The sequence below is a fragment of the Actinoplanes sp. ATCC 53533 genome, from assembly GCF_003947245.1.
Genome location: NZ_QHHV01000099.1, coordinates 87,866 through 114,328, shown reverse-complemented (window position 1 = coordinate 114,328; position 26,463 = coordinate 87,866). Strand labels below are relative to the sequence as shown.

The window sequence follows — 26,463 nt, the reverse complement described above, 5'->3', positions numbered from 1 at the left end:
GGCGGAGCGGGCCGCGACGCTCGCCTTCGACGACCCGATCAACATCCAGTACACCTCCGGCACGACCGGCTTTCCCAAGGGCGCGACGCTGTCGCACCACAACATCGCGAACAACGGCTTCTTCGTGGGCGAACTGGTCGGCTACACCGAGTCGGACCGGATCTGCATCCCGGTGCCGCTCTACCACTGCTTCGGCATGGTGATGGGCAACCTGGCAGCGACCACCCACGGCGCGTGCATGGTCCTGCCGGCCCAGGGCTTCGACCCGGCGGCCACGCTGCGGGCGGTCACCGAGGAGAAGTGCACTTCCCTGTACGGGGTCCCGACCATGTTCATCGCCGAACTGGGCCTGCCGGACTTCAGCTCGCACGACCTGTCGTCGCTGCGCACCGGAATCATGGCGGGCTCGCCCTGCCCGGTCGAGGTGATGAAGCGGGTGGTGGCGGAGATGCACATGACCGAGGTGGCGATCTGCTACGGCATGACGGAGACGTCGCCGGTCTCGACGATGACCCGCCGCGACGACGGCCTGGATCGCCGCACGGAGACGGTCGGCCGCGTGCTGCCGCACCTGGAGTCCAAGGTGGTCGACCCGGCGACAGGCCGGCCGCTGCCCCGCGGAGAAGCGGGTGAACTGTGCACCCGCGGGTATTCGGTGATGCTGGGCTACTGGGACCAGCCGGAGGCGACAGCGGAAGCGATCGACGCGGCCCGCTGGATGCACACGGGCGACCTGGCCACGATGGACGACGACGGCTACCTGAACATCGTGGGCCGCATCAAGGACCTGGTGATCCGAGGAGGCGAGAACGTGTACCCGAGGGAGGTGGAGGAATTCCTCTACTCCCACCCGGACGTGTCGGACGTCCAGGTGATCGGCGTCCCGGACCCGCGCTACGGCGAGGAACTGATGGCCTGGATCGTGATGCGCCCAGGCGCGACGCCGCTGACGGCCGCGGCGGTCCGGGACTTCTGCGCGGGAAAACTGGCCCACTTCAAGGTGCCGCGGTATGTGCATGTGGTGGATGGCTTCCCGATGACGGTGACGGGCAAGGTCCGCAAGGTGGAGATGCGCGAGCGTGCCGTGGAGATCCTGGATCTGCGTGATGCCGCTCAGATCCGCAACGCTTAGCGCTGGGTGCGGGCTCCCGGCTGGGTGCGGACCTCCGGCTGGGCGCAGACCTCCGGCTGGGCGCGACTCCGGGCAGGGTGCGGATCCCCCGGGCTGGGCGCGGACCCGGGGGCGGGCGCGGATCCCGGCTGGGCGCGGGCGCCAACTGCGGCTCGCTCGCCAGGCGCGCCGGACCCCGCCCGGCTGCTTCGCTCGGGTCGAACTCGGTCTCGAGTCAGCTATGGGGTCTCAGGTCAGCTATGGGATCTCGGTCAGCTATGGGATCTCGGGTCAGCTATGGTCTCGGGTCAGCCATGGGTCTCTCGGGTCAGCCATGGTCGTGGTATTCGCCGGGTGGTGCTGCGTCCGCGGACTCGTGCTTGGTGCGTTCCGCTTCGCGGAGTTGGACGCGCCGGATCTTGCCCGAGATCGTCTTCGGTAGCTCGGCGAACTCGAGTCGCCGCACCCGCTGGTAGGGCGAGAGATGCGCGCGGCAGTGCGTGAAGATCGACTGGGCGGTCTCGTCGTCGGCCGGCCACCCCTCGGCGAGCACCACATAGGCCTTCGGCACGTTGAGCCGGAGCGCGTCCGGTGACGGCACGATCGCGGCCTCCACTACCGCGTCGTGCTCGATCAGCACACTCTCCAGCTCGAATGGGGAGATGCGGTAGTCCGACGCCTTGAACACGTCATCCGTGCGTCCGACGTAGGTGATGTAGCCGTCGGCGTCGCGGGAGCCGATGTCGCCCGTGTGGTAGTAGCCGTTCGCCATGGCTTCCGCCGTCAGACCGGGGTCGCCGTGGTAACCGACCATCAGGCCCAGCGGGCGGGGATCGAGCTCCAGGCAGATCTCACCCTCGTCCGCGTGCTCGCCCGACGACGGGTCGATCAGCGCCACCCGGTAGCCGGGCACCGGCCGGCCCATCGAACCCGGCCGCACGGTCTGTCCCGGCGTGTTCGCGATCTGGACCGTCGTCTCGGTCTGGCCGAAGCCGTCGCGGATCGTGACTCCCCAGGCCTTGCGCACCTGCTCGATGACCTCGGGATTCAGCGGTTCGCCGGCGCCGACCACCACGCGCGGCGGATTCTTCAGCGCGGTGAGGTCGGACTGGATAAGCATCCGCCACACGGTCGGCGGGGCGCAGAAGCTGCTCACTCCACAGCGCTGCATCTCGCGCAGCAGCCGCGGCGCGTCGAACCGCGAATAATTGTGGATGAACACGCAGGCCTGCGCGTTCCATGGGGCGAACACGTTGCTCCACGCATGCTTCGCCCAGCCCGGCGACGAGATGTTGAGGTGAACGTCGCCCGGGCGCAGGCCGATCCAGTACATCGTGGACAGGTGCCCGACGGGGTAAGAGGCGTGGGTGTGCTCGACCAGCTTGGGCTGCGCGGTCGTGCCGGAGGTGAAGTAGAGCAGCAGGGTGTCGCCGGCCTGTGTGACGCCGTCGGGTGTGAATTCGGCGGGGCCGGCGTAGGCGTCGGAGAAGGTGTGCCAGCCGCCCACGGGCGCGCCGACCGCGATGAGCGTGACCTCCGCACTGACGTCGGCGAACCGGTCGGTTGCCGAGGCGAGGGCGATGACGTGCTGCGCACCGCCGCGGGTCACCCTGTCCCGGGCGTCGGCCGCGCCGAGCAGCGGCGTCGCCGGAATGATGACCGCACCGAGCTTCATCACCGCGAGGATCGTCTCCCAGAGCTCCACCTGGTTACCGAGCATCATCACGATGCGGTCGCCGCGACCGACCCCACGATCCCGCAGCCAGTTGGCGACCTGGTTCGATCGGTGCGCCATCTCGGCGAACGAGAAGCGCTGCTCCGAGCCGTCCTCCTCGACGATCCACAGGGCGGGGCTGTGGTTGCCCTCCGCGATCACGTCGAACCAGTCGAGCGCCCAGTTGAAGGCACCGAGCTGCGGCCAGTCGAAGTGCGCGTACGCCTCGGCGTAGTCCTCGCGGTGCTCCAGCAGGAAGTCCCGGGCCTCGCGGAACGCCGCCGTACCGTCACTCGCCGCCATGTCTCCTCCTCGGGCTGATCCGGGTCAGACTGCCTCGCCGCCGGGTCACCCGCCACCCCCGTGCGGGGGTGGCGGGGCGCCGTCACTCAGCGCATGTCAGATCCGTTGCCGGCAGGCGGCCACTTCGCAGGTACCCGTCGACGGCTTCATCAACGCAGGTCGCGCCCCGGAAGAGGTACACGCCGTGGGTGCGCGTCCCGGCCAGCACGATCATCCGCGAGCCGGTCAGCGCCCGGTGCAATGCCGCGGCGCCGGGTAGCTGTGAATTGACATCCTTCTCGGCCTGGACGATCAGGGCGGGCGTGCCGTTGTGCACATCGACCGGTCGTTCCGCGGGTGCGTCCGGCCAGAAGGAACAGGGGGTGATCGTGCGAGCGAGCGGCTCGAACAGCGGGGACGATGTCCGGTGCCGCTGAGCGTCACGCCAGTACACCTCCGGGTCCCGCGAGACCGCGGCGTCACCGCAGAGAATCGCGGTCTGCGCGGTGTGGGTCGCCGAACCCACGCCGTCGACGAGGCTGGCCAGCGTCGCGGTCATTTCCTCGGTGGGCTCGGTGGGCATTCCGTCGGCTGCCCGGGCGAGTAGCCGGACGACGTCGGCCAGTTCACCGTTCTCCGTGTCGTCGGTCAGCGGCGTGAGGATCAGAGCCGGCACCAGCGTGTCGTCCACCGCGTACGGGCCCACGGCCAGCGGGCGCCGGGCGGAGGCGGCATAGACGCGCCGCACGGTGCCGAGCACGGCGTCGGCAGTCGTGCCCAGGTGGTATGTGGCGTCACGTGCGGCGGCCCAGGCGGCCCATTCCCGCAGCTGCGCCTCGCGCCCCGGAGCGGCGTCGCGTAGTACGCGCGTGCCCGACAGGGCGGGGTTGATGGCGCTGTCCAGCACGATCCGATCGGCTCGCCGGGGGAACAACTGGGCGTAGACCGCCCCGAGATACGAGCCCTGCGAATAGCCCAGGTAGGAGAGCCTCGGCTCACCGAGCGCCGCCCGGATCGTGTCCATGTCGCGGGCCATGTTCGCCGTCGACGCATGACGCAGGAGCCCGTGCTGCGAGCGCCCGCAGCGCCGGGCGAGGTCCCGGTCCAGGGACACCATCGCGTCGAATCCGGCCCGGTCGGCGCCGGCGGAGCGCGGCAACCAATACGCGGGCCAGTGGCAGTCGACCGGGGTGCTGCGTCCGGCGAAACGGGGGTCCATGCCGATCAGGTCGAAGCGCTCACCGGTCGCTCCCATCGCGGCCCGGGCGAGCGGAATGCTGTCCAGCACCGGAGACGCGGGGCCGCCCAGGTTGATGATCATGGAGCCGATCCGGTGCGCGGTGTCGCTGCCCCGGCTCCGTGCGATTGCCACGGATATGTCCCGCCCGCCCGGTCTGGCGTAGTCGAGCGGGACGGTCACGTCGCCACACTCGACGCCGGCGTCGTCGAGGGCGCGCCCCTCGGCGTCACCCGTTCCGAGAGCACACGGATGCCAGGAGACACCTGAGCTGCTGTGGCTCGCGTTGACCGGGGCATCGCCGGGCAGCGCGCCTGTGGCAGCCCCGGTGGTCAGGGAGATGACGGTGATGATGCTGAGGCCTGCGGTGGTTAGCACTGTGCACTCCTGATGTGAGCGGGGTGACGGGCGGGATCAGGCATCACGGCGGTGCAGGCGCCAAGCACCCAGCGCCAGCACGATGGCGGTGTAGAGCAGGAAGACGGCGAATCCGGCCCAGGGGGACAGCAGCGTCGAGTCCGGGCGGGCGGCGGTGATCGCGAGACCCGCGGGGGAGGGCAACCAGCGGTAGACCTCGTCGGCAATCTCCGCGGGCAGGAAACCGGTCAGCAGCTGTGGCCCGAGCAGAACACCGATGACCGCGGCCACCCCACCGGCCGTGCGGCGCAGGATCGTGCCCAGCCCGAGCCCGAGCAGTGCGACCACTGACAGATAGAGCGCCGCGCCGACGATGGCCCGTGCCACTCCCCGCTGGCCGAGGGACATGTCGAGGTGCTCCGCCGACAGCACGGACTGGCCGGTGAGGAAGGCGCCCAACACCGCCGGCAGGCTCAGCGTGAAGACCCCCGCCGCCAGGACTGTGGCCTTGCCCCAGAGGACCGGGGCTCGTCTGGGGACGGCCGCGAAGGTCGTCCGGATCAGGCCGTTCGCGTACTCGTTCGTGATCACCAGGACCCCGAGCACACCCACCGCGAACTGGGCGACCTGAACTCCGGAGAGGCTGACCCCGACCGCGTCGAAGCCCGCTGGATCGGCCGGTGGGCGGCTGACACGGACCATCGAGTACATGACGCCGAAGCCGACGATCAGGGCGACGGCGCTCAGCAGGGACCACGAAGTGGAGGAGACCGAGCGGAACTTGGTCAGCTCGGCGCGCACGACCCTCATCGGTGGCCTCCGTTCCTCGTGGCTGGGCGGAACTCGGTTGAGCGGAACTCGGCTGGGCGGAACTCGGCTGGGCGGAACTCGGCTGGGCGGAACTCGGCTGGGCGGAACTCGACAGCGTCGCTGGTCAGGCCGAGGAACGCGTCTTCGAGCGAACTGTGACCCGACTCGGCGACCAGCCTCGCCAGGCTCGTGTCGGCGACCAGGCGGCCCTTGCCGATCACGACGACGTGATCCGCCGTCTGCGCCATCTCGGTCATGAGGTGGGAGGACAGGAAGACCGTGCGACCCTGCTCGGCTCGCTCACGCAGTAGTCCTCTCACCCACCGGATGCCCTCGGTGTCGAGACCGTTGAGTGGCTCGTCGAGGATGAGCGTGCGCGGGTCGCCGAGCAGCGCGGTCGCGATGCCGAGCCGCTGCTCCATGCCGAGGGAGAACCGGCCGGCGCGACGCTTGGCCATGTCGGCCAGGCCGACCGCATCGATGACGTCCAGGACGCGCGACCGCGGCAGACCGTTGGATTGCGCGAGGGCCAGTAGGTGGTGGTAAGGGCTGCGTCCCGGGTGCAGGGCCCGCGCCTCCAGCAGCGCGCCGACCTCACGCAGCGGCGTCCGGTGGTCGGCATACGGCTTGCCGTTGACCGTCACCGAGCCGCGGGTCGGCCTTTCCAGGCCCAGGATCATCCGCATCGTCGTCGACTTACCGGCGCCGTTCGGTCCCAGGAAACCGGTGACGACGCCCGGCCGCACGGTGAAGGTCAGATCCTCTACCGCGCACTTGTCGCCGTACCGCTTGGTCAGGCCCTTTGCCTCGATCATGATGTCCCCTTCCGTGGTCGGCTCCCAGACTTCCGGGGTCACGGCCCGGCGTCAGTGGGGTGTGCGCGCCGCCGAGGGTGGGGTTTTCCCCACCCTCGGCCCGCGGTTCTCCGGATGGTCAGGCTCGCCCGCGCTGCATACGGTCGACGGCGTGGACATCCAGTTCTTTCCGGTGCACCGCGTGACGACCGGGCGGTCGATCCGCCATCTCCTGATGGGCGCCGTGCTGTCGACGTTGGCGGCTACCCTGCTCACTCTGCTGGTGATCATCTGGGGTGCGGCGACCCTCAGCCTGCTTACCGGACCGTCCGGTGGAGCGCTGCTCGTCGTCCTCTACGTCGTCGCCGTGCCGGCGCTGCCGCTCGTGCTCGCCTGGTTCGTGCACGAGATCGCGGTGCTGCACAGGTTGCGATTCCGCCGCCTGCTTGAGATCAACATCGCCGAGCCGGCCTGGACGATCCGCAGCATGGGACGCGAGTTGGTCTACCTCGTGTGGGCGCTGCTGGTCGCCGTGCCGGCGACGGTGCTGATCGTGGCTCCGCCGGCGGCGCGCCGCTTCGTGCGCCACGATCGGCACACCGCCGATCGCTGGCTCGGCCCCACCAACGTGGAGATCCTCAAACAGCGCGTGGACTATCTGCAGGGCAGCCGGGCGGCGGTCGTGCTGGCCACCGATGAGGAGCGCCGGCGGATCGAACGGGACCTGCACGACGGCGCGCAGCAGCGGCTGCTGTCCCTGGCTTTGAATCTGGGTATGGCCCGGGAAGCGATCACCGAGCCGTCACCCGAGGCCGATGCGATCGTGGCGGCGCACGACGAGGCGCTCACGGCGCTGAGCGAGTTGAGGCAGTTCGTGCGGGGTCTGCATCCGGCGGTGCTGAACGACCGCGGTCTGGACGCCGCCATCTCCGGCCTCGCCGCCCGGGCCAAGATCCCTATCCACGTCTCCGTGAAGGTGGAGCCACGCTGCCCGGCCTCGATCGAGGCGGTGGCCTACTTCGTCGTGTCCGAGGCCCTGACCAACGTGGCGAAGCATTCCCAAGCGCTGACCGCCTCCGTCACCATCACTCGCCAAGGGAGCAAATTGCACATCGAGGTCTCTGACGATGGGCGTGGTGGTGCCACCGCGAAGCCCGGTGGCGGGATCGCCGGGCTTATCCAACGAATCGGCTCCGTCGACGGCAGACTGTCTCTGCGCAGCCCGGTCGATGGGCCGACAGTCATCAAGGTGGTCCTGCCGTGCGACTGATCCTCGCGGAGGATTCGGTGCTGCTCCGCGCCGGCCTGACCAAGTTGTTGACCGATGGCGGCTTCGACGTGCTGGCCGCCGTGGGCGACGGTGCGGAATTGCTCCGCTCGGTCGCCGAGCACGAGCCCGACGTGGTCGTCGTCGACGTGCGGATGCCGCCTACCCACACGGACGAGGGGATCCGTGCGGCGCTGACGATCCGCAGCCGGTATCCGAAGATCGCCATCCTGGTGCTCTCGCAGTACGTCGAGGAGCGGTATGCCAACGATCTGTTGTCGGCGGCGACGAGCTCGGTCGGCTACCTGCTCAAGGACCGGGTCGCCCGGGTCCGTGACTTCCTCGACGCGCTGCGCCGGATCGCCGAGGGTGGCACGGCCCTCGATCCGGAGGTGGTCGCCCAGCTCATGGTGCGGCGACGGCCCGACTTCCGTGCCCGGCTGACGCCACGCGAGCTGGAGGTCCTGCGGCTGATGGCCGAGGGCCGCTCCAACAACGGCATCGTGGACGCGCTCGGTGTCAGTCACAGCGCCGTCGAGAAATACGTCAGCAACATCTTCGCGAAGCTGGACCTGCCCCCGACCGACACCGACCACCGCCGGGTCTTGGCGGTGCTCAAATATTTGGGCGATGGTTAGGATCCGCCGATGATCAACGATCTCGTCGCCCGCGCCGCCACCGACGACTGGGATGCGGTGCACGAGCTGGAGCAGATCGCCAAGGCAGACCCGGCGGTCCTGCGCCCGCAGCTGCGGGAGTTGCTGGAGCGCGGGCTGCTTTGGCCCTCGGTGCTGTTCGCAGGCATGGACGAGGAGGTGGTGCAGCACATCATCGCCCGGATCGACGAGGGCGACGGGCGCCTCGGCCACCTGCTGCTGATCCTGGCCGAGTCCCGGGGCACGCCGGCGGCGGACGCGTTCCGGCGCTGGCAGGAAAGCCCTCCGCCGGGAATGGAACGGCTGCACATCGACGCTCTGGCCTATGCGCGCCAGGGCGGCTGGGATCTCCGCCCGGACGGCACGAACCACGAGCTCTATGGCCCGATCGCCTACGAGCTCCGGATGGTGGACAAACCCTCGGCCGCGCCCGAGGAGGCCGCGGACCGGGCCTTCGGACAGGATGACGCCAACGCCGGGGAGGGGTCGAGATGTCCGTGGTGCGAGTCGCCGATCTGGACGGTTCTCGATCTGGATACCGCGGATCCGGATGTTGCCCGGGCGCTCGCGCACACCGGCTGGGCCGGGCGGCTGCGGGTTACCACCTGCTTCCTCTGCACCAACTACACGACGCTGTTCACCGACGTCACCCCGGACGGCGGTGCGGTCTGGTCGGCGTGCAACGAGCGGCCCGACTACCTGCGCACCTCGGCGGAGGAGCCGCCCCCGGTGCTTCCCGAGGTCGGGCCGGTCCGCCCGACGGCGCGGCTGGCCAGCGCCTGGGAAGAGGGCGGCTCGACGCTCGGCGGCGCCCCGGACTGGATTCAGGACGCCGAATATCCGGCATGCCCGGCCTGTGCCGTGACCATGGACTACGTCGGGCTCGTGGGCGGGGCCGACCTGGGCTGGGGCGAGGGGGTGGACTACATCTTCGTGCACGCCGGCTGCGGCATCGCGGCCGTCACCTACCAACAGAGCTGACATCGCCTGCTGGGCTGAGCTGACATCGCCTGGTGGGCAGAGCTGCCGTCACCCGCAGGGCAGAGCTGCCGTCACCCGCTGAACAAAGCTGACCTTACGTGCCATCACGGCCTATCGCCGTGCGCTCTCGCTGAGCTCGTACTCCTCGTCTCGGGTCTCCGGCCTGATCAGCGGCTGCCGGCGCAGGGCCGCTGTCGCCTCTGCCTTCGCCAGTGCCACCGGGAAGCCGCGGGTCGCCCGCCAGAGCTTGACGATCAGCATCAGCTCGAAGGCCACCAGCAGGGTGCCCGCGACCGCGGAGGTGGCGATGACCTGGCCGGTCAGCGGGCCGATGATGAACACCGTCATCTCGAACTCGATGCCGCTGAACAGGTGAGTCCGGATGCGGCGCTGCAGCAGAGCTGCCCGGAACCGCGCCCGGGGTCCGTGCGGTGGCATCGGCGTGCCGGTCACCGGGTCCTCCGGTGCCGAGCCGCGCGCCTCCTCGAGCAGCTCGCGCATGCTCTGCCTGGTCTTCGTCATCTGCTGTGAGTTGAGGTAGCGGAACAAGTCCAGGAAGGTCACCACGACGAGCGTCCCGAGGAACGCGACGTGCCCGGTTCGCGCGTACTGGCCGCCGAACAGGGCTGCCGCGCACATGAAGACCCGGAGCCGGTCGAACATGAAGTCGAACCAGGCCCCGAACATCGACCCGGTGCCGTTCAGCCGGGCGATCTTGCCGTCCATGCAGTCCACGACGAAGCTCAGGTGGAACAGCGCCGCGCCGGCGATCAGCCACCAGCGGTCCTGGGCCAGGAAACAGGCTGCCGAGCCCACGCCTAGCAGCATCGCCAGCACGGTCAGCAGGTTCGGGGTGATCCACCGGTAGGGGGCGACGAGGCGGACCAGCCTCGCCGCGAGCGGATCGACGAGCAGGACGGTCCACCACGCGTCGCGGACCTTGTAGGTCTGCTCGCGGATGTCCTGCAGTGAAGAGCGACGCACCATAACCGGTATCAACGGGCCGACCGGACCACGGAAACTACTTTTGCCCGTTTTGTGACTAGACGGGGCAATGTTATCCACAGACGCGTGATTGACGGGTTACAACCGCCATCGCGCATAGTACGGTCCGTTCATGGTCGACGGTCGATACCGGGTCGGCCGGACGGCAGCCGAGGATGGCCCGTCCGGCCGTCCTTCCACTGTGGATTCCGAGCACCCTCCGGACAGCCCGCTCGCCGATCCCGCGGCGGTGCATTTCGACGACGAGGAGCGTCCCGCCAGGGCCCTGACCGGCCCGATCGGCATCGGCGTCGCGGTGGTCGCCTTCGTCGCCGCGCTGCTCGTGCTCTGGCAGGTGTTCCGGCCGCTCGCCCAGGGCAGCCAGTTCTACTTGATCGTTTTCCTCGCCGGCACGCTTCCGCTCGTCTTCCTGGTCTACCGCTCCGGCCTGGAGATCAAGAGGGCAGACCGGCCGAAGCGACGGGACCTGCCGTCGGTTCTCGACTGGGTGCTGGCCGCGATCACGCTGCTGGTCTGCCTGTATCCGGTCAACCCGTTCGGGGGCGGATACGACGAGTTCCTCAACCGCCAGGGGCTGCTCGACACGCCCGACGTCATCGCCGGTGCGATCATGCTTGTGCTCGTCGTCGAGGCCTGCCGCCGCACCACCGGGTTGGCCCTGCCGATCGTCTGCCTGGCCTTCCTCGCATACGGCTACTACGGCGGTCTGCTGCCGCAGAACTGGTCCGTCGCGCACTCCGGCCTGGACTTCGCCCAGATCGTCGACGCGCTATACAACTCCGGCAGCGGCTTCTACGGCACCCCGCTCGACGTGGCCGCCACCTACATCGTGCTGTTCACCATCTACGGCGCCGTGCTGGATCTGTCCGGGGCGAGCCGGTTCTTCGTCGATCTCTCCGTCGCGGCCTTCCGTAAGTCACGCAGCGCCGCCGGGCGTACGGCTGTCGCCGCCGGCTTCCTGCTCGGCACGGTCTCCGGTTCCGGCACCGCGACCGCCGTCAGCGTCGGTGCGGTCACCTGGCCGATGCTGCGCCGGGCCGGCTATCCCGCCGAGCAGGCCGGCGGCATGCTCGCGGCCGCGGGAGTCGGTGCGATCCTCTCCCCGCCGACCCTGGGCGCGGCCGCGTTCATCGTGGCCGAATATCTCGACGTCTCCTATCTGACCGTGCTCGGCTGGGCGATGATCCCCACCGTCCTCTACTACCTGGGCATTCTGCTCGCGGTCGAGATCGACGTGCGGCGGTTCCAGGTGAAGGCCATTGACGTCCCGCAGGTGAGCGCGTGGCGACTGCTGGGGCGCTTCGGCTACCACTTCTCATCGCTGGTCATGATCGTGGTCCTGCTCGCCGTCGGTCAGAGCGCGACCCGCGCGGTGGTCTATGCGACGCTGCTCGCCGCGGTGCTCTCCTTCCTGGACCGGCGCGCCTGGCTCACCCCGGGGCGGCTGTTCGCCGCGCTGTCGGCCGGCGTCCGCGGGGTGCTGCCGGTTGTCGCGGTCTGCGCGGCGGCCGGCATCATCACGGCGACCACGACGAAGACCGGCCTCGGCGCGCAACTCGCATCGTTGCTGGTCAGCGGCGCCAGCGCGGTCACCGACAACCCGACCGTGGTGCTCGCGCTGACGGTCGTCCTGGCGGCGATCGCGCTGGCGATCCTCGGGCTCGCCGTTCCGGTGACGGCCAGCTTCATCATCGGCTGGGTGATCATCGGGCCGGCGCTGCTCAGCCTCGGCGTCTCGCCACCCGCCGCCGCGATGTTCGTCTTCTACTACTCGGTGCTCTCCGAGGTCACCCCGCCGACGGCCCTCGCGGCGGTCGGCGCCAGCGCGATCACGGGTGGCCGCACCGTGCCCACGATGTGGCAGGCGCTGAAGTACGCGCTGCCGGCCTTCCTGGCCCCGATCGCCTTCGTGCTCACCGATCCCGGCGAGTATCTGCTGGCCCGGGGCCCGGTCATCGGCATCATCTGGGCCACCGTCGTCGCCGGCTTCGCGGTCGTGGGTCTAGCGGTCGCCACCGGGGCGTGGGTGCCCGGCATCGGCCCGGCGGGGCCCGCGAGCCGCATCCTCGGCGGCGCCGCCGGCCTGCTCCTGCTCTACCTGGCGCCGCTCACCATCGCGCTCGGCGCCGTCGCGCTCGCTCTCGCCGCGGGCATCGCCATCATCCATCGAACGGGGAGGACCACGTTATGAGGAAGGCATTCGCACTGGCCGCGGCCGGGATGCTGGTCGCGGCGGCACTGACGGGCTGCGGCGGCAAGCAGGACGCGGCCACGGTCGACGCGGGCGGGGCGGTGAGCTGCGAAGTCGCGAAAGACACCCGCATCGGCATCGCCACGGGCAACGCGACGGGCGTCTACTTCGCGCTCGGCAACGCCTACGCCGAACAGATCGCCGCGACGGGCGGCAAGGTCAAGGCGACGGCGTCGGAGACCGGTGCCTCGGTGCAGAACATCCAGCAGCTCGTCGCGGGAGAGTTCGACGTGGCGTTCTCTCTGGCCGACAGCGCGGCGGACGCGGTCAACGGCACCAACAGCTTCACCGCGAAGCAGCCGGTGCAGGCGCTCTCGCGCATCCACACCAACTACACGCAGGTGATCGTGCGCAAGGCCGCGGGCATCAAGGACGTGGCGGGCATGAAGGGCAAGCGCGTCTCGACGGGCTCCCCCAAGTCGGGCACGGAGGTCATCGCCAAGCGCGTGCTGACCGCGGCGGGCCTCGACCCGGACAAGGACGTTCAGGCCCAGCGCCTGGACCTGACCAAGACGGTCGACGGCGTGAAGGACGGCTCGATCGACGCGCTGTTCTGGTCGGGCGGCCTGCCCACCCCGGGCATCACCGACCTGCTGACCACGTCGGCAAGCCAGGTGGAGTTCCTGGACATCACGGCTCTGCTGCCGGAGCTCAAGAAGATCAACCCGGTCTACGAGACGGGCACCATCCCGGCAACCGCCTACAAGACCCCGGCGGACGTGCCGACCATCGTCGTTCCGAACCTTCTGCTGGTCCGCGAGAACCTGGACGCCAACGTGGCCTGCGTGCTGACGAAGGCGCTCTTTGACCGCAAGCCGCAACTCGAGCAGGCGAACGCGGCGGCCAAGGAGATCACCCTGGACAAGGCCCGCAAGACCGACCCGGTGGTCCTGCACCGCGGCGCGGTCACGGCGCTGGATTCCCTGAACGCACCGAAATAGCACTCCCGCCGCACCGAAGATCAAGCTCGAATTCTGGCTCGCCTTCCCCGATTCGGGCCCTGCCCTGGGTTGGGCTCGTGGATCCCCTCGTGCCGGCTGGGTGTGGGTTGGGCTTGTGGGTCGTCGTGCGGGCTGGGTGTGGGTTGGGCTTGTGGGTCGTCGTGCGGGCTGGGTGTGGGTTGGGCTTGTGGGTCGTCGTGCGGGCTGGGTTTGGATTGGGCTTGTGGGTCCCCTCGTGCGGGCTGCTCATCCGCCCCTCATAAGGGCGGCCGGCCCGGTTCGACCGGGGGGCTGCGAGCTCGTTCCTGCCGGCCGGCGGGCTTAAAGCTTTCGGCATCCGCTCAGCGGGTTCGGTTGCTCGGCTTCCTGGCGTTGGGCCCGGTCGGCGTGCGTCCCCCGGGGGTCGACGGCGACGCTCGTGTCGCCTGGATGGCGGTGCGGCCAGTCGGCGGCGTGGCCTTGAGGCTCACCCGGCGAGCGATGGTGACGGTGCCTCGGATGGCGCCGGCGCTGTCGACGAGCCGCGAGATCGCGACGGATACCGCCACGGTGGTGCCGTCGCACCGGAGTCGGTCGGTCAGGTAGTCCTGGATCACGTCTCCGTCGAGGACCTGCTGGATGAGTGCGGCCTCGTACGGCCGTCGTTCCGGCGGGACGAGAATGTCCGCGGGTCTGCCGATGATGTCCCGGGGTGCGCAGCGGTAGAGTTCGGCGCCTGCCGAATTGCAGCTGCTGATCACTCCGCCGCTGGTGATTGCCATGATCGCGGCATGGGCCCACCGGGTGATCGTGAGCTGCTCCGCCCGTTCGGTGTGCTCGTCGTGCGGCGCGGGAGCTTGCGGGCGCGTTCCTGCCTGAACCATTGAGAACCACCATTTACGGCCACCGTGCGCGACAAGCTCCATAGCGGAAGGTCAACCATCGCGAGAAACGGGGTCCGGGTCCTCACGTTGACCGTACACCTCGCGGGGAGTCGCTCGAGGTGGGTTCATCGGAGTGGGCAACCGGCGGCTTCCAGCGTGTGACACTTGACCGGAATCGGCCGGTGAGCGTCAGGGTTTGCGCCCCACCGCGCCGTAGCCGGTGCGGGACAGGTCCGGGTCCATGCCCGGTGGCGGCTGCTCGTACGGCCAGACGTTGACCAGGCCGGGCTGCTCCAGCTCGAAGTCGCCGAAGAACGCCTCGATCTGTGCCCTCGGCCGGGGGGTGAACGGTGCGTTCGCGCCCCGGTAGATCGCGGTGATCCGGGCCATGTAGTCCGGCCGGGCGTCGTTGGCCGCGTGCGAGATCGCGAGGAAGCTGCCCGGTGCCAGCGCGTCCCGGTACGCCGCCACCATGTTGTGCGGCTTGTCCGCGTCCGGGATCAGGTGCAGCAGGAACATCATCAGCACCGCGACCGGCTGGTCCAGGTCGAGCAGGCCGCGCAGTTCCGGGGCGCCGAGGATGGTCTCCGGCTCGCGGACGTCGCGGCGCAGGATGATCGCCCGGTCGGGCTCGGCCAGCAGCGCCTGCCCGTGTGCGCAGACGACCGCGTCGTAGTCCACGTAGACCACGCGCACCGAGGGGTCGATCGCCCGGGCGATCTCGTGCACGTTCTCGGCGGCCGGCAGGCCCGAGCCGAGGTCCAGGAACTGCCGGATGCCGCGGTCGCGGACCAGGTGCTCCACCACCCGCTTGATCAGCGCCCGGCCCGAGCGGGCGGCCTCGCGCATCTCCGGCGCCACGGCCAGCACCGCCTCGGCCGCTGCCCGGTCCGCGGCGTAGTTGTCCTTGCCGCCCAGGTAGTAGTCGTACATGCGGGCGGCGTTCGGGACGGTGGAGTCGATTCCTGAGGGAACGGTCACGATCGTCACTATAAGGTCCGCTACGTGGTGGTGCGCAGCCAACCGCCGTCTATGTAGTACGTCGAGCCGACCGCGTAGCTGGCCCGTGGGGAGCAGAGGAAGACGAACAGGTCGGCGATCTCGGCGGGCTCCGCGAAGCGGCCGATCGGGGCGTTGTCGTGCGCGATCTGCTGCAGGTGCTCCTGCCACGAGCGGTCGGTGCCCGCGGTCAGCGCCCTCGCGGTCTTCTCCCAGTCCGGCGTCATCACCAGGCCCGGGTTGATCGCGTTGACCCGGATGTTGTCGCCGATCAGCTCGTTGGCCAGGCACTTGGAGAACATCACCAGGGCCGCCTTGGTGACGTTGTAGATCGGCTCGTAGCCCAGCGGCTGGCTCGCGCAGATCGAGGCGTTGTGCAGGATCACCCCGCCGCCGCGGGCCTTCATCAGCGGGGCGAAGCCGCGGGCCAGCCGGACCGCGGCCATCACGTGCAGATCCCAGTACGCCTGCCAGCGCCCGTCGTCGGCCTCGAGGATGGTCTCCTCGCTGCCCGTACCGGCGTTGTTGATCAGAATGTCGGCGCCGCCGAACTCTTCGACGACCGCGCGCTCCAGCAGGGCCGGGCCATCGAGTCCGCCGACATCGGCGCTCACCCCGATGACGCGTACCTTGAATTCCTCGCGAAGCTGGGCCACGACGGCGCGCAAGCGCTGCTCATCGCGGGCGCACAGGGCCAGGTGGGCGCCCTCGGCGGCGAGGCCGCGGGCGATCGCCAGGCCGATGCCGACCGTGCCGCCGGTGATCACCGCGACCTTGCCGGTGAGCTGAAGATCCATGCTCCGCACGCTCTCATGAAAGAGCGGGCACAAAAAGGGGTGAGCGGCCCGGGCCGCCCACCCTTCTTCGGAAGTTACCTGGCCTTGGCGGCCTCGCGCAGCGGGGCGCCGACCTCGTGCAGGTGCCGCAGCGCCTGCCGGTACGACTCCAGCAGGCTGGTCGACTCGTAGGCCACGCCGACCTCGGCGCAGTACGCCTCGACGATCGGCTGCACCTTGCGCAGGTTCGGCGTCGGCATGGCCGGGAAGAGGTGGTGCTCGATCTGGTAGTTGAGGCCGCCGAGCGCGGCGTCGGTCAGCCAGCCGCCGGTCACGTTGCGGGAGGTCAGCACCTGCTTGCGGAGGTAGTCCTCGGTGCCGTCCGGGTGCGGCATGCCCTTGTGGTTCGGGGCGAACGTCATGCCCAGGTAGACGCCGAACAGCGCCTGGTGCACGAGGAAGAAGGCGATGGCCTGCAGCGGCGACAGGACCAGGAACAGCGCGCCGAGGTAGCAGACCGCGTGGACGATCAGCAGCGCGGCCTCGAGGTTGCGCCGCTTCATGTCGCCGCGGATCAGCGCCTTGACGCTGGACAGCTTCAGGTCGATGCCGAGCAGCGTCAGCAGCGGGAAGAACAGCCCGGCCTGGTGACGCGTGACGAAGCCCTTCAGCCCGCGGCGGCCCCAGGCCGACTTGGTCGCCCAGATCAGCACCTCGGGTGCGACGTCCGGGTCGAGGTCGTCGTGGTTGGGGTTGTTGTGGTGGCGGGTGTGCTTGTCCATCCACCAGCCGTAGCTCATGCCCACGCCCAGGTTGCCGGCGATCCGGCCGGAGATCTCACCCGGGCGCTTGGTGCGGAAGACCTGCCGGTGGGCGAGGTCGTGCGCCACCAGCGCCACCTGGGTGAAGGCCACCGCGAGGAACACGGCGACGGCGAGCGTCCACCAGGACGAGCCGATCAGGAAGAACGCCGCCCATCCGCCTACCAGCATCAGGGAGACCAGGGTCAGCCGTACGGCGTAGTACGCCGGCTTGCGCTCAAGTAGTCCCGCGCGGGTCACTCGCCGGTTCAACTCGGCGAAGTCGCTTCCGGCCGTCGACCGCGGTCGCTCCGTCGTTGTCGTCATTCCTTCAGGCTCCCGGATGGGGGCCGAACGGTCAGGAGTGTCAGATCCCCGGCGTTGGTGGTGCTAGCACCACCGTCAAACCTGGGGGATTGTGCACATGGTGGTGCTTGTCCTACCCGCTGGGATCACCGAGCAGAATGAGGGCCATGGAGACGCGATCGTGGGTACGCGAGGGCCTGCGGGCCATCGCGGGCGGCATCTTCGCCGTCGGGCTTGCGATCACCAACCTGCCGCTGCTCGCCATGTCGCTGGTCGCGCTCGCGCTGAGCCCGGTGCCGTTCCTCGGGCTGGCCCTGCTGCCCTGGGCCACCAACCTGGTCCGGATGCGGGCCAACCTGGAGCGCCGGCTGGCGGCACGGGCGGGCATCGCGATCGAATGCCCGTACGAGCCGCCGCCGCCGCGCGCGCTGCCCGGCGGCTGGAAACGCTTCCGGTGGATCGCCACCGACCCGGCGACCTGGCGGGACCTGGCCTGGCTGCTGCCGGGTGCGCTGGTCGGCTTCGTCCTCGGCCTGCTCTCCGTGGTCATCCCGCTCTACGGCGTGGAGGGCGTCTCGCTGCTGCCACTCTGGCTCTACCTGAGCGTCGACTGGTACGGCTACGGCGTCTTCTGGCCGATCAAGAACTTCAGCGAGGCCATGCTCTCGATGCCGCAGGGGGTGCTGTTCCTGGCCCTCGGCCTCGGCGCGGCGCCGTGGCTGCTGGAGGTCAACGCCCAGTTCGCCAGGCTCTTCCTGGCCCCGACCAAGGCCGCCAAGCTGCGCCTGCGGGTCGCCCAGCTGACCGTCACCCGGGCCGACACCGTCGACGCCCAGGCCGCCGAGCTGCGCCGGATCGAGCGCGATCTGCACGACGGCGCCCAGGCCCGGCTGGTCTCGCTCGGCATGACCATCGGGCTGGCCGAGGAGATGATCGAGCGCAACCCGGCCGCCGCCCGCAAGCTGCTGGCCGAGGCCCGCGAGGCCAGCGGCACGGCGCTGCTCGAACTGCGCAACCTGGTCCGCGGCATCCACCCGCCGGTGCTGGCCGAGCGGGGACTCGACGGCGCCGTGCGCGCGCTGGCGATGAGCCTGCCGCTCCGGGTGACCGTCGAGATGGAGTTGCCGGGCCGGCCGGAGACCCCGGTGGAGTCCGCCGCCTACTTCGCCACGGCGGAGGCGCTGGCGAACGTGGTGCGGCACAGCCGGGCCCGTACCGTCCAGATCTATGTCCAGCACGTCGATGACCTGCTGCTGCTGACCGTCAGCGACGACGGGATCGGCGGCGCCGATCCGGCGCGCGGCACCGGGCTGCGGGGCATCGGGCGCCGCCTGGCCGCGTTCGATGGCACCATGTCGGTGTCCTCCCCGCCGGGTGGACCGACGGTCGTGACCATGGAGTTGCCGTGCGTGTTGTCCTCGCCGAAGACCTCGCCCTCCTCCGGGACGGGCTGACCCGCCTGCTGGAGGCGTTCGACTTCGAGGTGGTCGAGGCAGTGGACAACGGCCCGGCGCTGCTGCCGGCGCTGATCAAACACCGGCCGGACGTGGCCGTGGTCGACGTGCGGCTGCCGCCCACCTTCACCGACGAGGGGCTGCAGGCCGCGATCGCGGCCCGCATCGAGATCCCCGGCCTGCCGGTCCTGGTGCTCTCCCAGCACGTCGAGCCGCTGTACGCCCGGGAACTGCTCAGCGACCGCAAGGGCGGCGTCGGCTACCTGCTGAAGGACCGGATCTCCAACGTCGCGCAGTTCGTGGACGCGGTGCGCCGGGTCGCCGACGGGGGCACGGCGATGGACCCGGAGGTGGTCTCGCAGCTGCTGGCCCGCCGCGAACCGCTGGCGGTGCTGACCACGCGCGAGCGCGAGGTGCTGGGGGAGATGGCCGAGGGCCGGTCGAACGCGGCGATCGCGGCGAAGCTCTTCGTCACCGAGAAGGCGGTCAGCAAGCACATCAACAACATCTTCACCAAGCTCGGCATGCCGCCGTCGGACGACGACAACCGCCGGGTGCTAGCCGTCCTCACCTACCTCAACGGCTAGCTCGTCCGCCCCCACATCGAGGAGCCGCACGACCCGGATCGCCTTGCGCGCGGCCTCCTCGAGGTCCCGCGGCCGCAGCGGGCGGTCCAGCGGCACGAAGACGAACAACTCGTCCTCGATGAGCGTCCACGGTGGAATGTCGCCGCGCACGTGGGCGGCACGCAGCTCCGGGTTGTCCAGCCGGTGCGACTCGGCGCCGACCGGGCGGAAGCGGCGCCGGAACTCGTCGTCGTCGCCCTCGCCCCGCCTGACGGCATTCCGGTGGGCGCGCACGGCCATGGACGGCGCCGGCTGCGGCAGCGTGACCACGGCGAACGCGGCACGACCGTCCCGCCGGTCGACGCTCGTGCCGAGGCCGTTGTCGCTGAATTCGAGCTCGCCGGTCACGACCGGAAAACCTTCGACCCGCTTCGCGTACGCCCGCAGCACCGTCACCGTGTCGGCCCACCGCACGAGTCCCTGCCACGGCCAGGGGCGGGGTGACACCGGCTCCCACCCGCCGGTAGCGACCCAGCCGGCGACCTCGCGCGCCGCCCGCTGCTCCCGGCGGCGGCGCCACCAAAAATGGACGAACACGCAGCCGACGAAGATGCCGCACGTGACCGGGCGAACGGCAGCGCCGAACACCTCATTCGCGGCGACCACGAGGACCGAGAGCAGGCCGCAGGCGAGCAGCGGCGCGATGATCATCCCGCCGAGCATCAGCACGGTGCCCACGGGACTGTCCCGGCGGCGCGGGCGGACAGCTCCAGACATCGAGGTCAACGGTATCCGGCGCAGTCGAGCCGCTCAGGTCAGCGGCGCCAGGTCAGCCGCGCCACCCGGCCCTGCTCACCCGAGGCCCAGCAGGCACCGGACACGCACAGCACCGCGTCGAAGCTGCCGGCGTCGAACTCGCTCCAGCTGCGCCCGCCGTCGCGGCTGATGTCGCTGCCGGTCGGCCCGACCGCGAGCGCCGTGTCGCCGCCCAGCCAGGCGGCGCCCGACCGGTATTCGCCCGGCTCGGCCTTCGCGGTGCGCCAGGTGCGGCCGCCGTCGCGGGTCGTCGCCGCCGCGTCCGGGGCCGCTTCCGGCGCCGCATAGTCGCCGCCGACCGCGATGCCGTGCCACGGGTCGCGGAACGCCAGGCTGTAGACGCCGGCACTCGGGCCGCTCGGGACCGGGCTGTCGGTGACCCGCCAGGACCTGCCGCCGTTCCCGGTCGAGAAGACCCGGGCCCGCTCGCCGCCGCCGGTGGCGAACCAGGCCCGCCCCGCGCCGCCGTGGTCGGCGGAGACCAGGCAGGTGCCGCTCGCCGCGAAGGCGAACTCGCCGGCCAGCGCGTTGGGCATGCCGGACGTCGGCTGCACCCGCCAGGACCGGCCGCCGTCGGCGGTGGCCAGGATGCGGAACTTGCCGCCGACCGGGTCGGAGAGCGCCAGGCCGTGCCGCCTGTCCAGGAACGTCACGCAGTCGTAGAACGCCGCCGGGTCTTCGTTGCGGAACGTCTCCCGCCAGGTGCGGCCGCCGTCGCCGGTCGCATACAGCCGGGACTGGTCGCCCTCGCCGATGGTCAGCGCGACGGCGTGGTCGGCGTCGAACGCCTCGATGTCGCGGAACTGCAGCTCGGCGGTGCCCGGCGGATCGACCCGCTGCCAGGATTTCGCACCGTCGACCGTGCGCAGGATCGTGCCCGCGGAACCGGCCACCCAGGCGACCTTGTCGCTGACCGGGGCCAGGCCGCGGAAGCGGGCAGTCACCCCGGTATCGGACAGCTTCCAGGACGGTGCGGACGGTCCGGAGGTGAAGCCGGTGGTGGCGGTGAGCGTGACGAGGGCGAGCGCAGCCATCGAGATCTTTCGCAGCGTCATGGCTCAGGAACTTACTCCGGACCCCCGACAGGATGCTCGACACGCACCGGTAACGGCCGGGTCATACCGGGGCAACGTCGCGGGTCTCTACTGCCAGGTGACTCACCTCCTGGTGAGGCGCGCCTAGGGTTCCGCCGCATCCGGTGCGGGCTGGTCCGAGAGGTGCAGGCGTTCGCGTGCGAGCGTTCCACGGCGGGACAAAAGCCCGGGAGGACAGCCAACGGTCTGGCTGCTCTCCGGCCAGGCCGCTCCAGCCGGAGGCGCCCGTGGGATTCCAGCACGATCACCAGCACGAGCACGTCGAGCAGACCGAGACCGAGCCGACCCTGCACGACCGGTACGGCCCCGAGGCCGCGTACGCCGTCGCGGCCGAGGCCAAGCTGCCCACCACCAAGTGGCAGGAGGAGATCGCCCGCGGCCTCGAGTACGGCCTGCCGGGCGCGGACTCCATCAAGGACCGGACCATCCCCACGTTCTCCCGTGGCGAGTTGCCGCACTTCGCGGGGATCAACACCTTCCTCAAGGCCCCGTACGTCGAGGACGTGCGGCGCTGCGGCGAGTACGACGTCGCCGTGCTCGGTGCGCCGTTCGACGGCGGCACCACGTACCGGTCGGGCACCCGCTTCGGCCCGCAGGGAATCCGCAAGATCTCCGCGCTCTACGGCCCGTACTCGTTCGAGCTCGGGGTCGATCTGCGCGAGTCGATCACCATCGCCGACCTGGGCGACATCTTCACCATCCCGGCGAATATCGAGAAGACCTTCGACCAGATCTCCAAGGCCGTCGGGCACGTCTTCGAGTCCGGGGCGTTCCCGGTGGTGCTCGGCGGCGACCACTCCATCGGCTATCCCACCGTGCGCGGCGTCGCCCAGCATCTGCAGGGCAACCTCGGCATCATCCACTTCGACCGGCACGTCGACACCCAGGAGACGGACCTCGACGAGCGGATGCACACCACCCCGTGGTTCCACGCCACGGACATCCCCAACGTGCCGCCGAAGAACCTGGTGCAGATCGGCATCGGCGGCTGGCAGGCGCCGCGGCCCGGCGTGAAGGTCGGCCGCGAACGCGGCACCACGATCATGACCGTCACCGACTGCGTCGAGATGGGCATCGAGCAGGCCGCCGAGCGTGCGCTCGAGGTGGCCTGGGACGGCGCCGAGGCGGTGTGGCTGTCGTTCGACGTCGACTGCCTGGACGCCGCCTTCGTGCCCGGGACCGGCTGGCCGGAGCCCGGTGGCTTCCTGCCCCGCGAGGTCCTCAAGTTCATCCAGATCATCGCGGACGCCCGGCCGCTCGCCGGGATCGAGGTCGTGGAGTGCGCGCCCGCCTACGACACCGCCGAGATCACCGCCCTGCTGGCCACCCGGGTCATCTGCGACACCCTCGGCTGCCTGGTCCGCTCCGGCCACCTTCCCCAGGAGAAGAAGCGATGAGAAAGACGATTCTCGCGGCGGCCGCGGCCGTCCTGCTCTTGACCTCCGGCTGCGGCGGCGCCGACGACAGCGCGGGCGCGGCGGGGGAGAAGACCACCGTACGGCTGGGCTTCTCGGCCTGGCCCGGCTGGTTTCCCTGGCAGGTCGCCCAGGAGAAGGGCCTGTTCGCGAAGAACGGCGTGACCGTCGACCTGAAGTACTTCGAGAGCTACACCGACAGCCTCACCGCGCTGAGCACCGGCAACCTGGACGCGAACAGCCAGACCCTGAACGACACCCTGTCGTCGGTCAGCGGCGGCGCCGAGCAGACGGTGGTGCTGACCAACGACAACTCGACCGGCAACGACCAGATCATCGCCCGGCCCGGGATCAACTCCGTGGCCGACCTCCGGGGCAGGAAGGTGGCGGCCGAACAGGGCACCGTCGACCACTACCTGCTGCTCCTGGCGCTGCGGAAGGCCGGGCTGACCGAGAAGGACGTCGAATTCACCCCGCTGCTCACCGACGCGGCGGCCGCGGCCTTCGTGGCCGGCAAGGTCGATGCCGTCGGCGTCTTCGCGCCGTTCACCACCACGGCGCTGGGCCTCAAGGGCAGCAAGGCGATCGCGACCTCGGCGGACTTTCCCGGGGCCATCCCGGACCATCTCGTCTTCGGCGCCGATTTCGTCAAGGACCACCCGACCGAGGTGCAGGCCATGGTGCAGACCTGGTTTGACACCACGGCGTGGATCAAGGCCAACCCCGCCGCGGCCATCGACATCATGGCCAAGCGCGGCGGCGTCAGCGCCGCCGACTACAAAAGCTACGACGCGGGTACGACGATTTTCTCCCGCCAACAGAACCTGGACGCCTTCGCGCCGGGCAGCACGCCGGCGAACCTGGAATACCAGGCGCAACAGATCGGCGACTTCCTCGTCGCGACCGGGCTGGCCGACGCCAAGCCGCCGCTGGACGGGCTGCTCGAGCCCAAGTTCGTGCGGGCCGTGAAGGAATGAACACCGTCACCGCCCCCGCGCGGCCGGCCCTGGCGCAACTGCCCCGGCGCAAGCCGGCCCGCCCGGTCCGGCTCTGGGCGCTGCGGGCACCGATCTCCCGCCGCGCCCGTGCCGTGCTGATGGTCTGCTCGGTGCTGGTGCCGCTGGTCGCGTGGGTGGCGGTGGCCGCCGCCGGCGTCGTCTCGGAGTCGTTCCTGCCGTCGCCGGCGGCGGTGCTGTCGGCCGGGTGGGAGATGGCGCAGTCCGGTCAGCTCGCCACCGACACGTGGGCCAGCGTGCGGCGCATCCTGATCGGCTTCGGCCTGGCGATCGCCGTCTCGGTGCCGTTGGGCCTGGTGATGGGCAGCTTCCAGGCCGGGCAGGCGCTGTTCGAGCCGATCGTCGGCCTGCTGCGGTATCTGCCGGCCAGCGCGTTCATCCCGTTGCTGACCATCTGGCTGGGCATCGGCGAGCCGTCGAAGTGGATGTTGCTGTTCATCGGCACGGTCTTCTTCAACACGCTGATGACCGCGGACGCGGTGCGCCAGGTGCCCCGGGCCCTGATCGACGTGTCGTACACCCTCGGGGCCCGGCGCGGCGAGGTGCTGCGCAAGGTGGTCGTGCCGCATGCGCTTCCCGGCATGATCGACGCCGTACGCGTGAACGCGGCCGCCGCCTGGAACTTCGTGGTCGTCGCCGAGCTGATCAACTCGCAGGAGGGGCTCGGCTACCGGATCGCGCGCAGTCAGCGCTTCCTGGCCAGCGACCGGATCTTCGCCGTGCTCATCGTCATCGCGGTGATCGGGCTGGCGATCGACATCCTGCTCCGAGTGCTGCGCGACCGGATCGGCAGGTGGGTCTGATGACGTTGCTGTCCCTGACCGGCGTCGGGATGCGCTACGGCGCCTTCACCGCCCTCGACGACATCTCGCTGGAGGTCGCCGCCGGCGAGTTCGTCTGCCTGGTGGGTGCCAGCGGCTCCGGCAAGTCCACGCTGCTGTCGCTGATCGCCGGCCTGACCATGCCCACCTCCGGGGTCATCGCGCTCTCCGGCGCCCCGGTGGCCGGGCCCGGGCCGGACCGCGGCCTGGTCTTCCAGTCCGGGGCGGTCTACCCGTTCCGGACCGTCGAGCGCAACGTGGGATTCGGGCTGGAACTGCTCGGGCTGCCCAGGGCGGAGCAGCGGCGCCGGGTCGACTGGTACCTCGCCGAGACCGGCCTCACGGCCCTGCGCGGCAAGCTGCCCAGGCAGCTGTCCGGCGGGCAGCGCCAGCGGGTGGCGATCGCCCGGGCGCTGGCCTGCGAGCCGGAGGTGCTGCTGCTCGACGAGCCGTTCGGCGCCCTCGACGTGCAGACGAAGGAGGACATGCAGGTCTTCATCCGGCGGGTCTGGCAGGACACGGGTACGACTGTGCTGATGGTCACGCACGACGTGGAGGAGGCCGTCTTCCTCGGCCAGCGGGTCGTCGTCCTGGCCTGTGACCCGGGCCGGGTGGCCGCCGACCTGCCTGTTGACCTGCCCACGGACCGTGACCTCACGGTCAAGCGGGCGCCCGCCTTCCTCAAGCTGCGGGCCCGGGTGGAAGACCAGGTACGCGCGTTTCATCACAGCTCAGCGGAGCCGTTCGCGGCCCAGCCGTGACACCCGGCGGGAATCATCGGTGAGATGGACACCGCAACACCGCAGCTCGCCGTGACCGTCGCGATCACCCGCCGGGCCGATCCGTCGCGCAACGCGGAGATGCTGGCCTGGGTGCGGGCCGGCACCACGCTCGCCGAGGACTTCCCCGGCTTCCTCGGCGTGGGCTGGGTGCGGCCGGTGCTCGGCTCGACCGAGTGGCACATGCTCTACCGCTTCGCGGACGCCACGGCGCTGCACGCCTGGGAGGAGTCGCCACAGCGGCAGTGGTGGCTGTCGTCGGCGCAGGGCATGGTCGAGCACACCCGGACGGAGCGGCGCACCGGCATCGAGGGCTGGTTCGACCCGCCGCAGGAGCACGAGGTCGACGACCTGACCGCGCCGCCGCCCGGGCCGCCGCCGCGCTGGAAGCAGGCGGTGACGATCTGGCTGGGCTTCTTTCCGCTCAGCCTGCTGGCAACGGTGACCCTCGGGCACCTGGTGGCGGGGCAGAACGCGGTGGTCCGCACGCTGGCGACCACGTTGTGCCTGACGCCGCTGATGACGTACCTGGTGCTGCCGCGCGTCACCAGGGCCCTGCAGTGGTGGCTGCAGGGCCAGCCGCCGCCCTGGCGCCGCCGCGGAAAGTAAGTAGGAGTCCGTCCGCACCTTGTGCGGAACGGAGCGTTCCGTTACTGTCTAGGTAGCGGAACGGTTCATTCCGTTCCGATCCTGAAACCGGGCGAGGAGACATCATGACGACGACCAGCACCTGGACGATCCTGGACCGCACCCACGCGGCTCTGCGCGCCGCGACGGGGGCGCTGACGGAGGCCGACCTGGACCGTCCGACGCCCTGCGAGCGGTGGACCGTCGCCCAGGTGATTCAGCACGCGGCGGGTGACCAGCGCGCCTACGCCGCCGTGATCACCGGGCGGGGCGGCCCGGACGACGACCCGTTCGCGCCTTCCGGCACCCTGGCCGGCAGCCCGGCCGAGCTCGTGGAGCCGGCGCTCGCCGCCGCCGCAGCGGCCTTCGCCACGGTCGACCCGGCCGGCTCGGCACCGACCCCGTTGCCGCAGGGTGTGCTGCCCGCCGCCACCGCGGCCGGTGCCGCCGCCCTCGACGCCGGCGTCCACGCCTGGGACGTCGCGGTGGCGACCGGTCAGCCGGCCGCGCTCGACGACGATCTCGCCGCCCGGTTGCTGCCGGTGGCCCGGGCGATCGTCGAGCCGCTGCGGCAGTACGGCGCCTACGCGCCCGCGCTGGAGCCCGGCGACAACGACGGCCCCGCGGCGGAACTGCTCCGCTACCTCGGCCGCGACCCGCGCTGGTCCGCGGCGGGCTGACCGGCGAAGTTCCGGGCGATTTCGTTCAGCTCATCAGCTCCTCAC

General features: G+C 70.4%; 25 protein-coding genes and 1 riboswitch. Of the genes, 14 read left to right on the top strand and 11 right to left on the bottom strand.

The genetic code is table 11. The features are described 5' to 3' along the window. On the top strand, nucleotides 1-1,132 hold a 1,132-nt coding region (locus DMB66_RS29705; protein WP_125807414.1), incomplete at its 5' end, for an AMP-binding protein. A 307-nt stretch (nucleotides 1,133-1,439) separates the two neighbouring features. On the opposite strand, the gene DMB66_RS29700 is transcribed toward DMB66_RS29705, so the two are convergent. From DMB66_RS29700 to DMB66_RS29685, 4 genes are all read right to left on the bottom strand, one after another. Further along, a complete protein-coding gene (locus tag DMB66_RS29700; RefSeq protein ID WP_125807413.1) occupies nucleotides 1,440-3,128 on the bottom strand; it encodes an AMP-binding protein in 1,689 nt (562 codons plus the stop codon). A gap of 82 nt (nucleotides 3,129-3,210) precedes the next feature. Next, nucleotides 3,211-4,722: an alpha/beta fold hydrolase gene (locus DMB66_RS29695; RefSeq protein WP_125807412.1), complete on the bottom strand. Its 1,512-nt coding sequence runs from the start codon at nucleotides 4,720-4,722 to the stop codon at nucleotides 3,211-3,213. 36 nt (nucleotides 4,723-4,758) lie between these two features. Then, on the bottom strand, nucleotides 4,759-5,511 hold the full coding sequence (locus DMB66_RS29690) for an ABC transporter permease (RefSeq protein ID WP_125807411.1): 753 nt from the start codon (nucleotides 5,509-5,511) through the stop codon (nucleotides 4,759-4,761). Beyond that, nucleotides 5,508-6,326 carry an ABC transporter ATP-binding protein gene (locus DMB66_RS29685; RefSeq protein ID WP_125807410.1) on the bottom strand — a complete coding sequence of 273 codons (819 nt, stop codon included), beginning with the start codon at nucleotides 6,324-6,326 and terminating at the stop codon, nucleotides 5,508-5,510. Before DMB66_RS29685 ends, DMB66_RS29690 begins: the two co-directional genes overlap by 4 nt. Nucleotides 6,327-6,387: 61 nt before the next feature. On the opposite strand from DMB66_RS29685, the gene DMB66_RS29680 reads away from it, so the two are divergent. From DMB66_RS29680 to DMB66_RS29670, 3 genes are read left to right on the top strand one after another with little or no spacing between them, the layout of a single operon-like run. Further along, nucleotides 6,388-7,575, top strand: coding sequence for a sensor histidine kinase (locus DMB66_RS29680; protein WP_233624924.1), 1,188 nt, complete (start codon nucleotides 6,388-6,390; stop codon nucleotides 7,573-7,575). Beyond that, nucleotides 7,566-8,210 carry a response regulator transcription factor gene (locus tag DMB66_RS29675; RefSeq protein WP_125807409.1) on the top strand — a complete coding sequence of 215 codons (645 nt, stop codon included), beginning with the start codon at nucleotides 7,566-7,568 and terminating at the stop codon, nucleotides 8,208-8,210. The genes DMB66_RS29680 and DMB66_RS29675 overlap by 10 nt, the downstream gene beginning before the upstream one ends. A 9-nt stretch (nucleotides 8,211-8,219) precedes the next feature. Next, nucleotides 8,220-9,209 carry a hypothetical protein gene (locus tag DMB66_RS29670; RefSeq protein WP_125807408.1) on the top strand — a complete coding sequence of 330 codons (990 nt, stop codon included), beginning with the start codon at nucleotides 8,220-8,222 and terminating at the stop codon, nucleotides 9,207-9,209. 111 nt (nucleotides 9,210-9,320) lie between these two features. Here DMB66_RS29670 and DMB66_RS29665 read toward each other — a convergent pair whose 3' ends face one another. Beyond that, nucleotides 9,321-10,196, bottom strand: coding sequence for a CDP-alcohol phosphatidyltransferase family protein (locus tag DMB66_RS29665; protein WP_125807407.1), 876 nt, complete (start codon nucleotides 10,194-10,196; stop codon nucleotides 9,321-9,323). A gap of 130 nt (nucleotides 10,197-10,326) precedes the next feature. On the opposite strand from DMB66_RS29665, the gene DMB66_RS29660 reads away from it, so the two are divergent. After that, nucleotides 10,327-12,405 carry a TRAP transporter fused permease subunit gene (locus DMB66_RS29660; protein WP_125807406.1) on the top strand — a complete coding sequence of 693 codons (2,079 nt, stop codon included), beginning with the start codon at nucleotides 10,327-10,329 and terminating at the stop codon, nucleotides 12,403-12,405. 29 nt (nucleotides 12,406-12,434) lie between these two features. Then, on the top strand, nucleotides 12,435-13,406 hold the full coding sequence (locus DMB66_RS29655; protein ID WP_233624923.1) for a TAXI family TRAP transporter solute-binding subunit: 972 nt from the start codon (nucleotides 12,435-12,437) through the stop codon (nucleotides 13,404-13,406). 341 nt (nucleotides 13,407-13,747) lie between these two features. Here the strand turns inward: DMB66_RS29655 and DMB66_RS29650 are convergent, their stop codons facing one another. From DMB66_RS29650 to DMB66_RS29635, 4 genes are all read right to left on the bottom strand, one after another. Beyond that, nucleotides 13,748-14,269 carry a PAS domain-containing protein gene (locus DMB66_RS29650; protein WP_158647404.1) on the bottom strand — a complete coding sequence of 174 codons (522 nt, stop codon included), beginning with the start codon at nucleotides 14,267-14,269 and terminating at the stop codon, nucleotides 13,748-13,750. A 189-nt stretch (nucleotides 14,270-14,458) separates the two neighbouring features. Beyond that, complete coding sequence (locus tag DMB66_RS29645) at nucleotides 14,459-15,250, bottom strand: SAM-dependent methyltransferase (RefSeq protein ID WP_199752681.1); 792 nt, start codon at nucleotides 15,248-15,250, stop codon at nucleotides 14,459-14,461. Between the two features lie 20 nt (nucleotides 15,251-15,270). Next, nucleotides 15,271-16,065 carry an SDR family NAD(P)-dependent oxidoreductase gene (locus tag DMB66_RS29640; protein WP_125807403.1) on the bottom strand — a complete coding sequence of 265 codons (795 nt, stop codon included), beginning with the start codon at nucleotides 16,063-16,065 and terminating at the stop codon, nucleotides 15,271-15,273. 74 nt (nucleotides 16,066-16,139) lie between these two features. Further along, complete coding sequence (locus DMB66_RS29635; protein ID WP_125807402.1) at nucleotides 16,140-17,171, bottom strand: acyl-CoA desaturase; 1,032 nt, start codon at nucleotides 17,169-17,171, stop codon at nucleotides 16,140-16,142. A gap of 146 nt (nucleotides 17,172-17,317) precedes the next feature. Here DMB66_RS29635 and DMB66_RS29630 point away from each other — a divergent pair, with 146 nt between their 5' ends. Next, nucleotides 17,318-18,604, top strand: a complete 1,287-nt coding sequence (locus tag DMB66_RS29630) for a sensor domain-containing protein (RefSeq protein WP_125807401.1) — start codon at nucleotides 17,318-17,320, stop codon at nucleotides 18,602-18,604. Continuing rightward, nucleotides 18,556-19,191: a response regulator transcription factor gene (locus tag DMB66_RS29625; protein ID WP_125807400.1), complete on the top strand. Its 636-nt coding sequence runs from the start codon at nucleotides 18,556-18,558 to the stop codon at nucleotides 19,189-19,191. Before DMB66_RS29630 ends, DMB66_RS29625 begins: the two co-directional genes overlap by 49 nt. On the opposite strand, the gene DMB66_RS29620 is transcribed toward DMB66_RS29625, so the two are convergent. Both DMB66_RS29620 and DMB66_RS29615 read right to left on the bottom strand, forming a co-directional pair. Continuing rightward, a complete protein-coding gene (locus DMB66_RS29620) occupies nucleotides 19,162-19,947 on the bottom strand; it encodes a hypothetical protein (RefSeq protein ID WP_125807399.1) in 786 nt (261 codons plus the stop codon). The two genes, DMB66_RS29625 and DMB66_RS29620, sit on opposite strands and share 30 nt — an antisense overlap. A gap of 38 nt (nucleotides 19,948-19,985) precedes the next feature. After that, nucleotides 19,986-21,041: an oxidoreductase gene (locus tag DMB66_RS29615; protein WP_233624922.1), complete on the bottom strand. Its 1,056-nt coding sequence runs from the start codon at nucleotides 21,039-21,041 to the stop codon at nucleotides 19,986-19,988. 112 nt (nucleotides 21,042-21,153) lie between these two features. Beyond that, nucleotides 21,154-21,255, top strand: a riboswitch (guanidine-I (ykkC/yxkD leader). Between the two features lie 52 nt (nucleotides 21,256-21,307). On the opposite strand from DMB66_RS29615, the gene DMB66_RS29610 reads away from it, so the two are divergent. The 6 genes from DMB66_RS29610 to DMB66_RS29585 all read left to right on the top strand — a co-directional run bounded on the left by DMB66_RS29610 (nucleotide 21,308) and on the right by DMB66_RS29585 (nucleotide 26,418). Beyond that, entirely contained in the window at nucleotides 21,308-22,477 is a 1,170-nt protein-coding gene (locus DMB66_RS29610; protein ID WP_199752680.1) for an agmatinase family protein, read from the top strand. Then, nucleotides 22,474-23,472 (top strand): ABC transporter substrate-binding protein, encoded by a 999-nt coding sequence (locus DMB66_RS29605; RefSeq protein ID WP_125807398.1) that lies wholly within the window; start codon nucleotides 22,474-22,476, stop codon nucleotides 23,470-23,472. The genes DMB66_RS29610 and DMB66_RS29605 overlap by 4 nt, the downstream gene beginning before the upstream one ends. Beyond that, nucleotides 23,469-24,314: an ABC transporter permease gene (locus DMB66_RS29600; RefSeq protein WP_125807397.1), complete on the top strand. Its 846-nt coding sequence runs from the start codon at nucleotides 23,469-23,471 to the stop codon at nucleotides 24,312-24,314. The genes DMB66_RS29605 and DMB66_RS29600 overlap by 4 nt, the downstream gene beginning before the upstream one ends. Beyond that, nucleotides 24,314-25,093, top strand: a complete 780-nt coding sequence (locus tag DMB66_RS29595; protein ID WP_125807396.1) for an ABC transporter ATP-binding protein — start codon at nucleotides 24,314-24,316, stop codon at nucleotides 25,091-25,093. Before DMB66_RS29600 ends, DMB66_RS29595 begins: the two co-directional genes overlap by 1 nt. A 24-nt stretch (nucleotides 25,094-25,117) precedes the next feature. Then, nucleotides 25,118-25,720 carry an antibiotic biosynthesis monooxygenase gene (locus tag DMB66_RS29590; RefSeq protein WP_125807395.1) on the top strand — a complete coding sequence of 201 codons (603 nt, stop codon included), beginning with the start codon at nucleotides 25,118-25,120 and terminating at the stop codon, nucleotides 25,718-25,720. 104 nt (nucleotides 25,721-25,824) lie between these two features. Beyond that, nucleotides 25,825-26,418, top strand: coding sequence for a TIGR03086 family metal-binding protein (locus tag DMB66_RS29585; protein WP_125807394.1), 594 nt, complete (start codon nucleotides 25,825-25,827; stop codon nucleotides 26,416-26,418). The last annotated feature ends 45 nt before the right edge of the window (nucleotides 26,419-26,463 follow it).

Coding starts and splice junctions, on each gene's coding strand:
- DMB66_RS29700 (WP_125807413.1), bottom strand. CDS start 3,128: ATGGCGGCGAGTGACGGTACGGCGGCGTTCCGCGAGGCCCGGGACTTC.
- DMB66_RS29690 (WP_125807411.1), bottom strand. CDS start 5,511: ATGAGGGTCGTGCGCGCCGAGCTGACCAAGTTCCGCTCGGTCTCCTCC.
- DMB66_RS29685 (WP_125807410.1), bottom strand. CDS start 6,326: ATGATCGAGGCAAAGGGCCTGACCAAGCGGTACGGCGACAAGTGCGCG.
- DMB66_RS29670 (WP_125807408.1), top strand. CDS start 8,220: ATGATCAACGATCTCGTCGCCCGCGCCGCCACCGACGACTGGGATGCG.
- DMB66_RS29665 (WP_125807407.1), bottom strand. CDS start 10,196: ATGGTGCGTCGCTCTTCACTGCAGGACATCCGCGAGCAGACCTACAAG.
- DMB66_RS29660 (WP_125807406.1), top strand. CDS start 10,327: ATGGTCGACGGTCGATACCGGGTCGGCCGGACGGCAGCCGAGGATGGC.
- DMB66_RS29655 (WP_233624923.1), top strand. CDS start 12,435: ATGCTGGTCGCGGCGGCACTGACGGGCTGCGGCGGCAAGCAGGACGCG.
- DMB66_RS29650 (WP_158647404.1), bottom strand. CDS start 14,269: ATGGTTCAGGCAGGAACGCGCCCGCAAGCTCCCGCGCCGCACGACGAG.
- DMB66_RS29640 (WP_125807403.1), bottom strand. CDS start 16,065: ATGGATCTTCAGCTCACCGGCAAGGTCGCGGTGATCACCGGCGGCACG.
- DMB66_RS29635 (WP_125807402.1), bottom strand. CDS start 17,171: ATGACGACAACGACGGAGCGACCGCGGTCGACGGCCGGAAGCGACTTC.
- DMB66_RS29630 (WP_125807401.1), top strand. CDS start 17,318: ATGGAGACGCGATCGTGGGTACGCGAGGGCCTGCGGGCCATCGCGGGC.
- DMB66_RS29620 (WP_125807399.1), bottom strand. CDS start 19,947: ATGTCTGGAGCTGTCCGCCCGCGCCGCCGGGACAGTCCCGTGGGCACC.
- DMB66_RS29615 (WP_233624922.1), bottom strand. CDS start 21,041: ATGACGCTGCGAAAGATCTCGATGGCTGCGCTCGCCCTCGTCACGCTC.
- DMB66_RS29605 (WP_125807398.1), top strand. CDS start 22,474: ATGAGAAAGACGATTCTCGCGGCGGCCGCGGCCGTCCTGCTCTTGACC.
- DMB66_RS29600 (WP_125807397.1), top strand. CDS start 23,469: ATGAACACCGTCACCGCCCCCGCGCGGCCGGCCCTGGCGCAACTGCCC.
- DMB66_RS29595 (WP_125807396.1), top strand. CDS start 24,314: ATGACGTTGCTGTCCCTGACCGGCGTCGGGATGCGCTACGGCGCCTTC.
- DMB66_RS29590 (WP_125807395.1), top strand. CDS start 25,118: ATGGACACCGCAACACCGCAGCTCGCCGTGACCGTCGCGATCACCCGC.
- DMB66_RS29585 (WP_125807394.1), top strand. CDS start 25,825: ATGACGACGACCAGCACCTGGACGATCCTGGACCGCACCCACGCGGCT.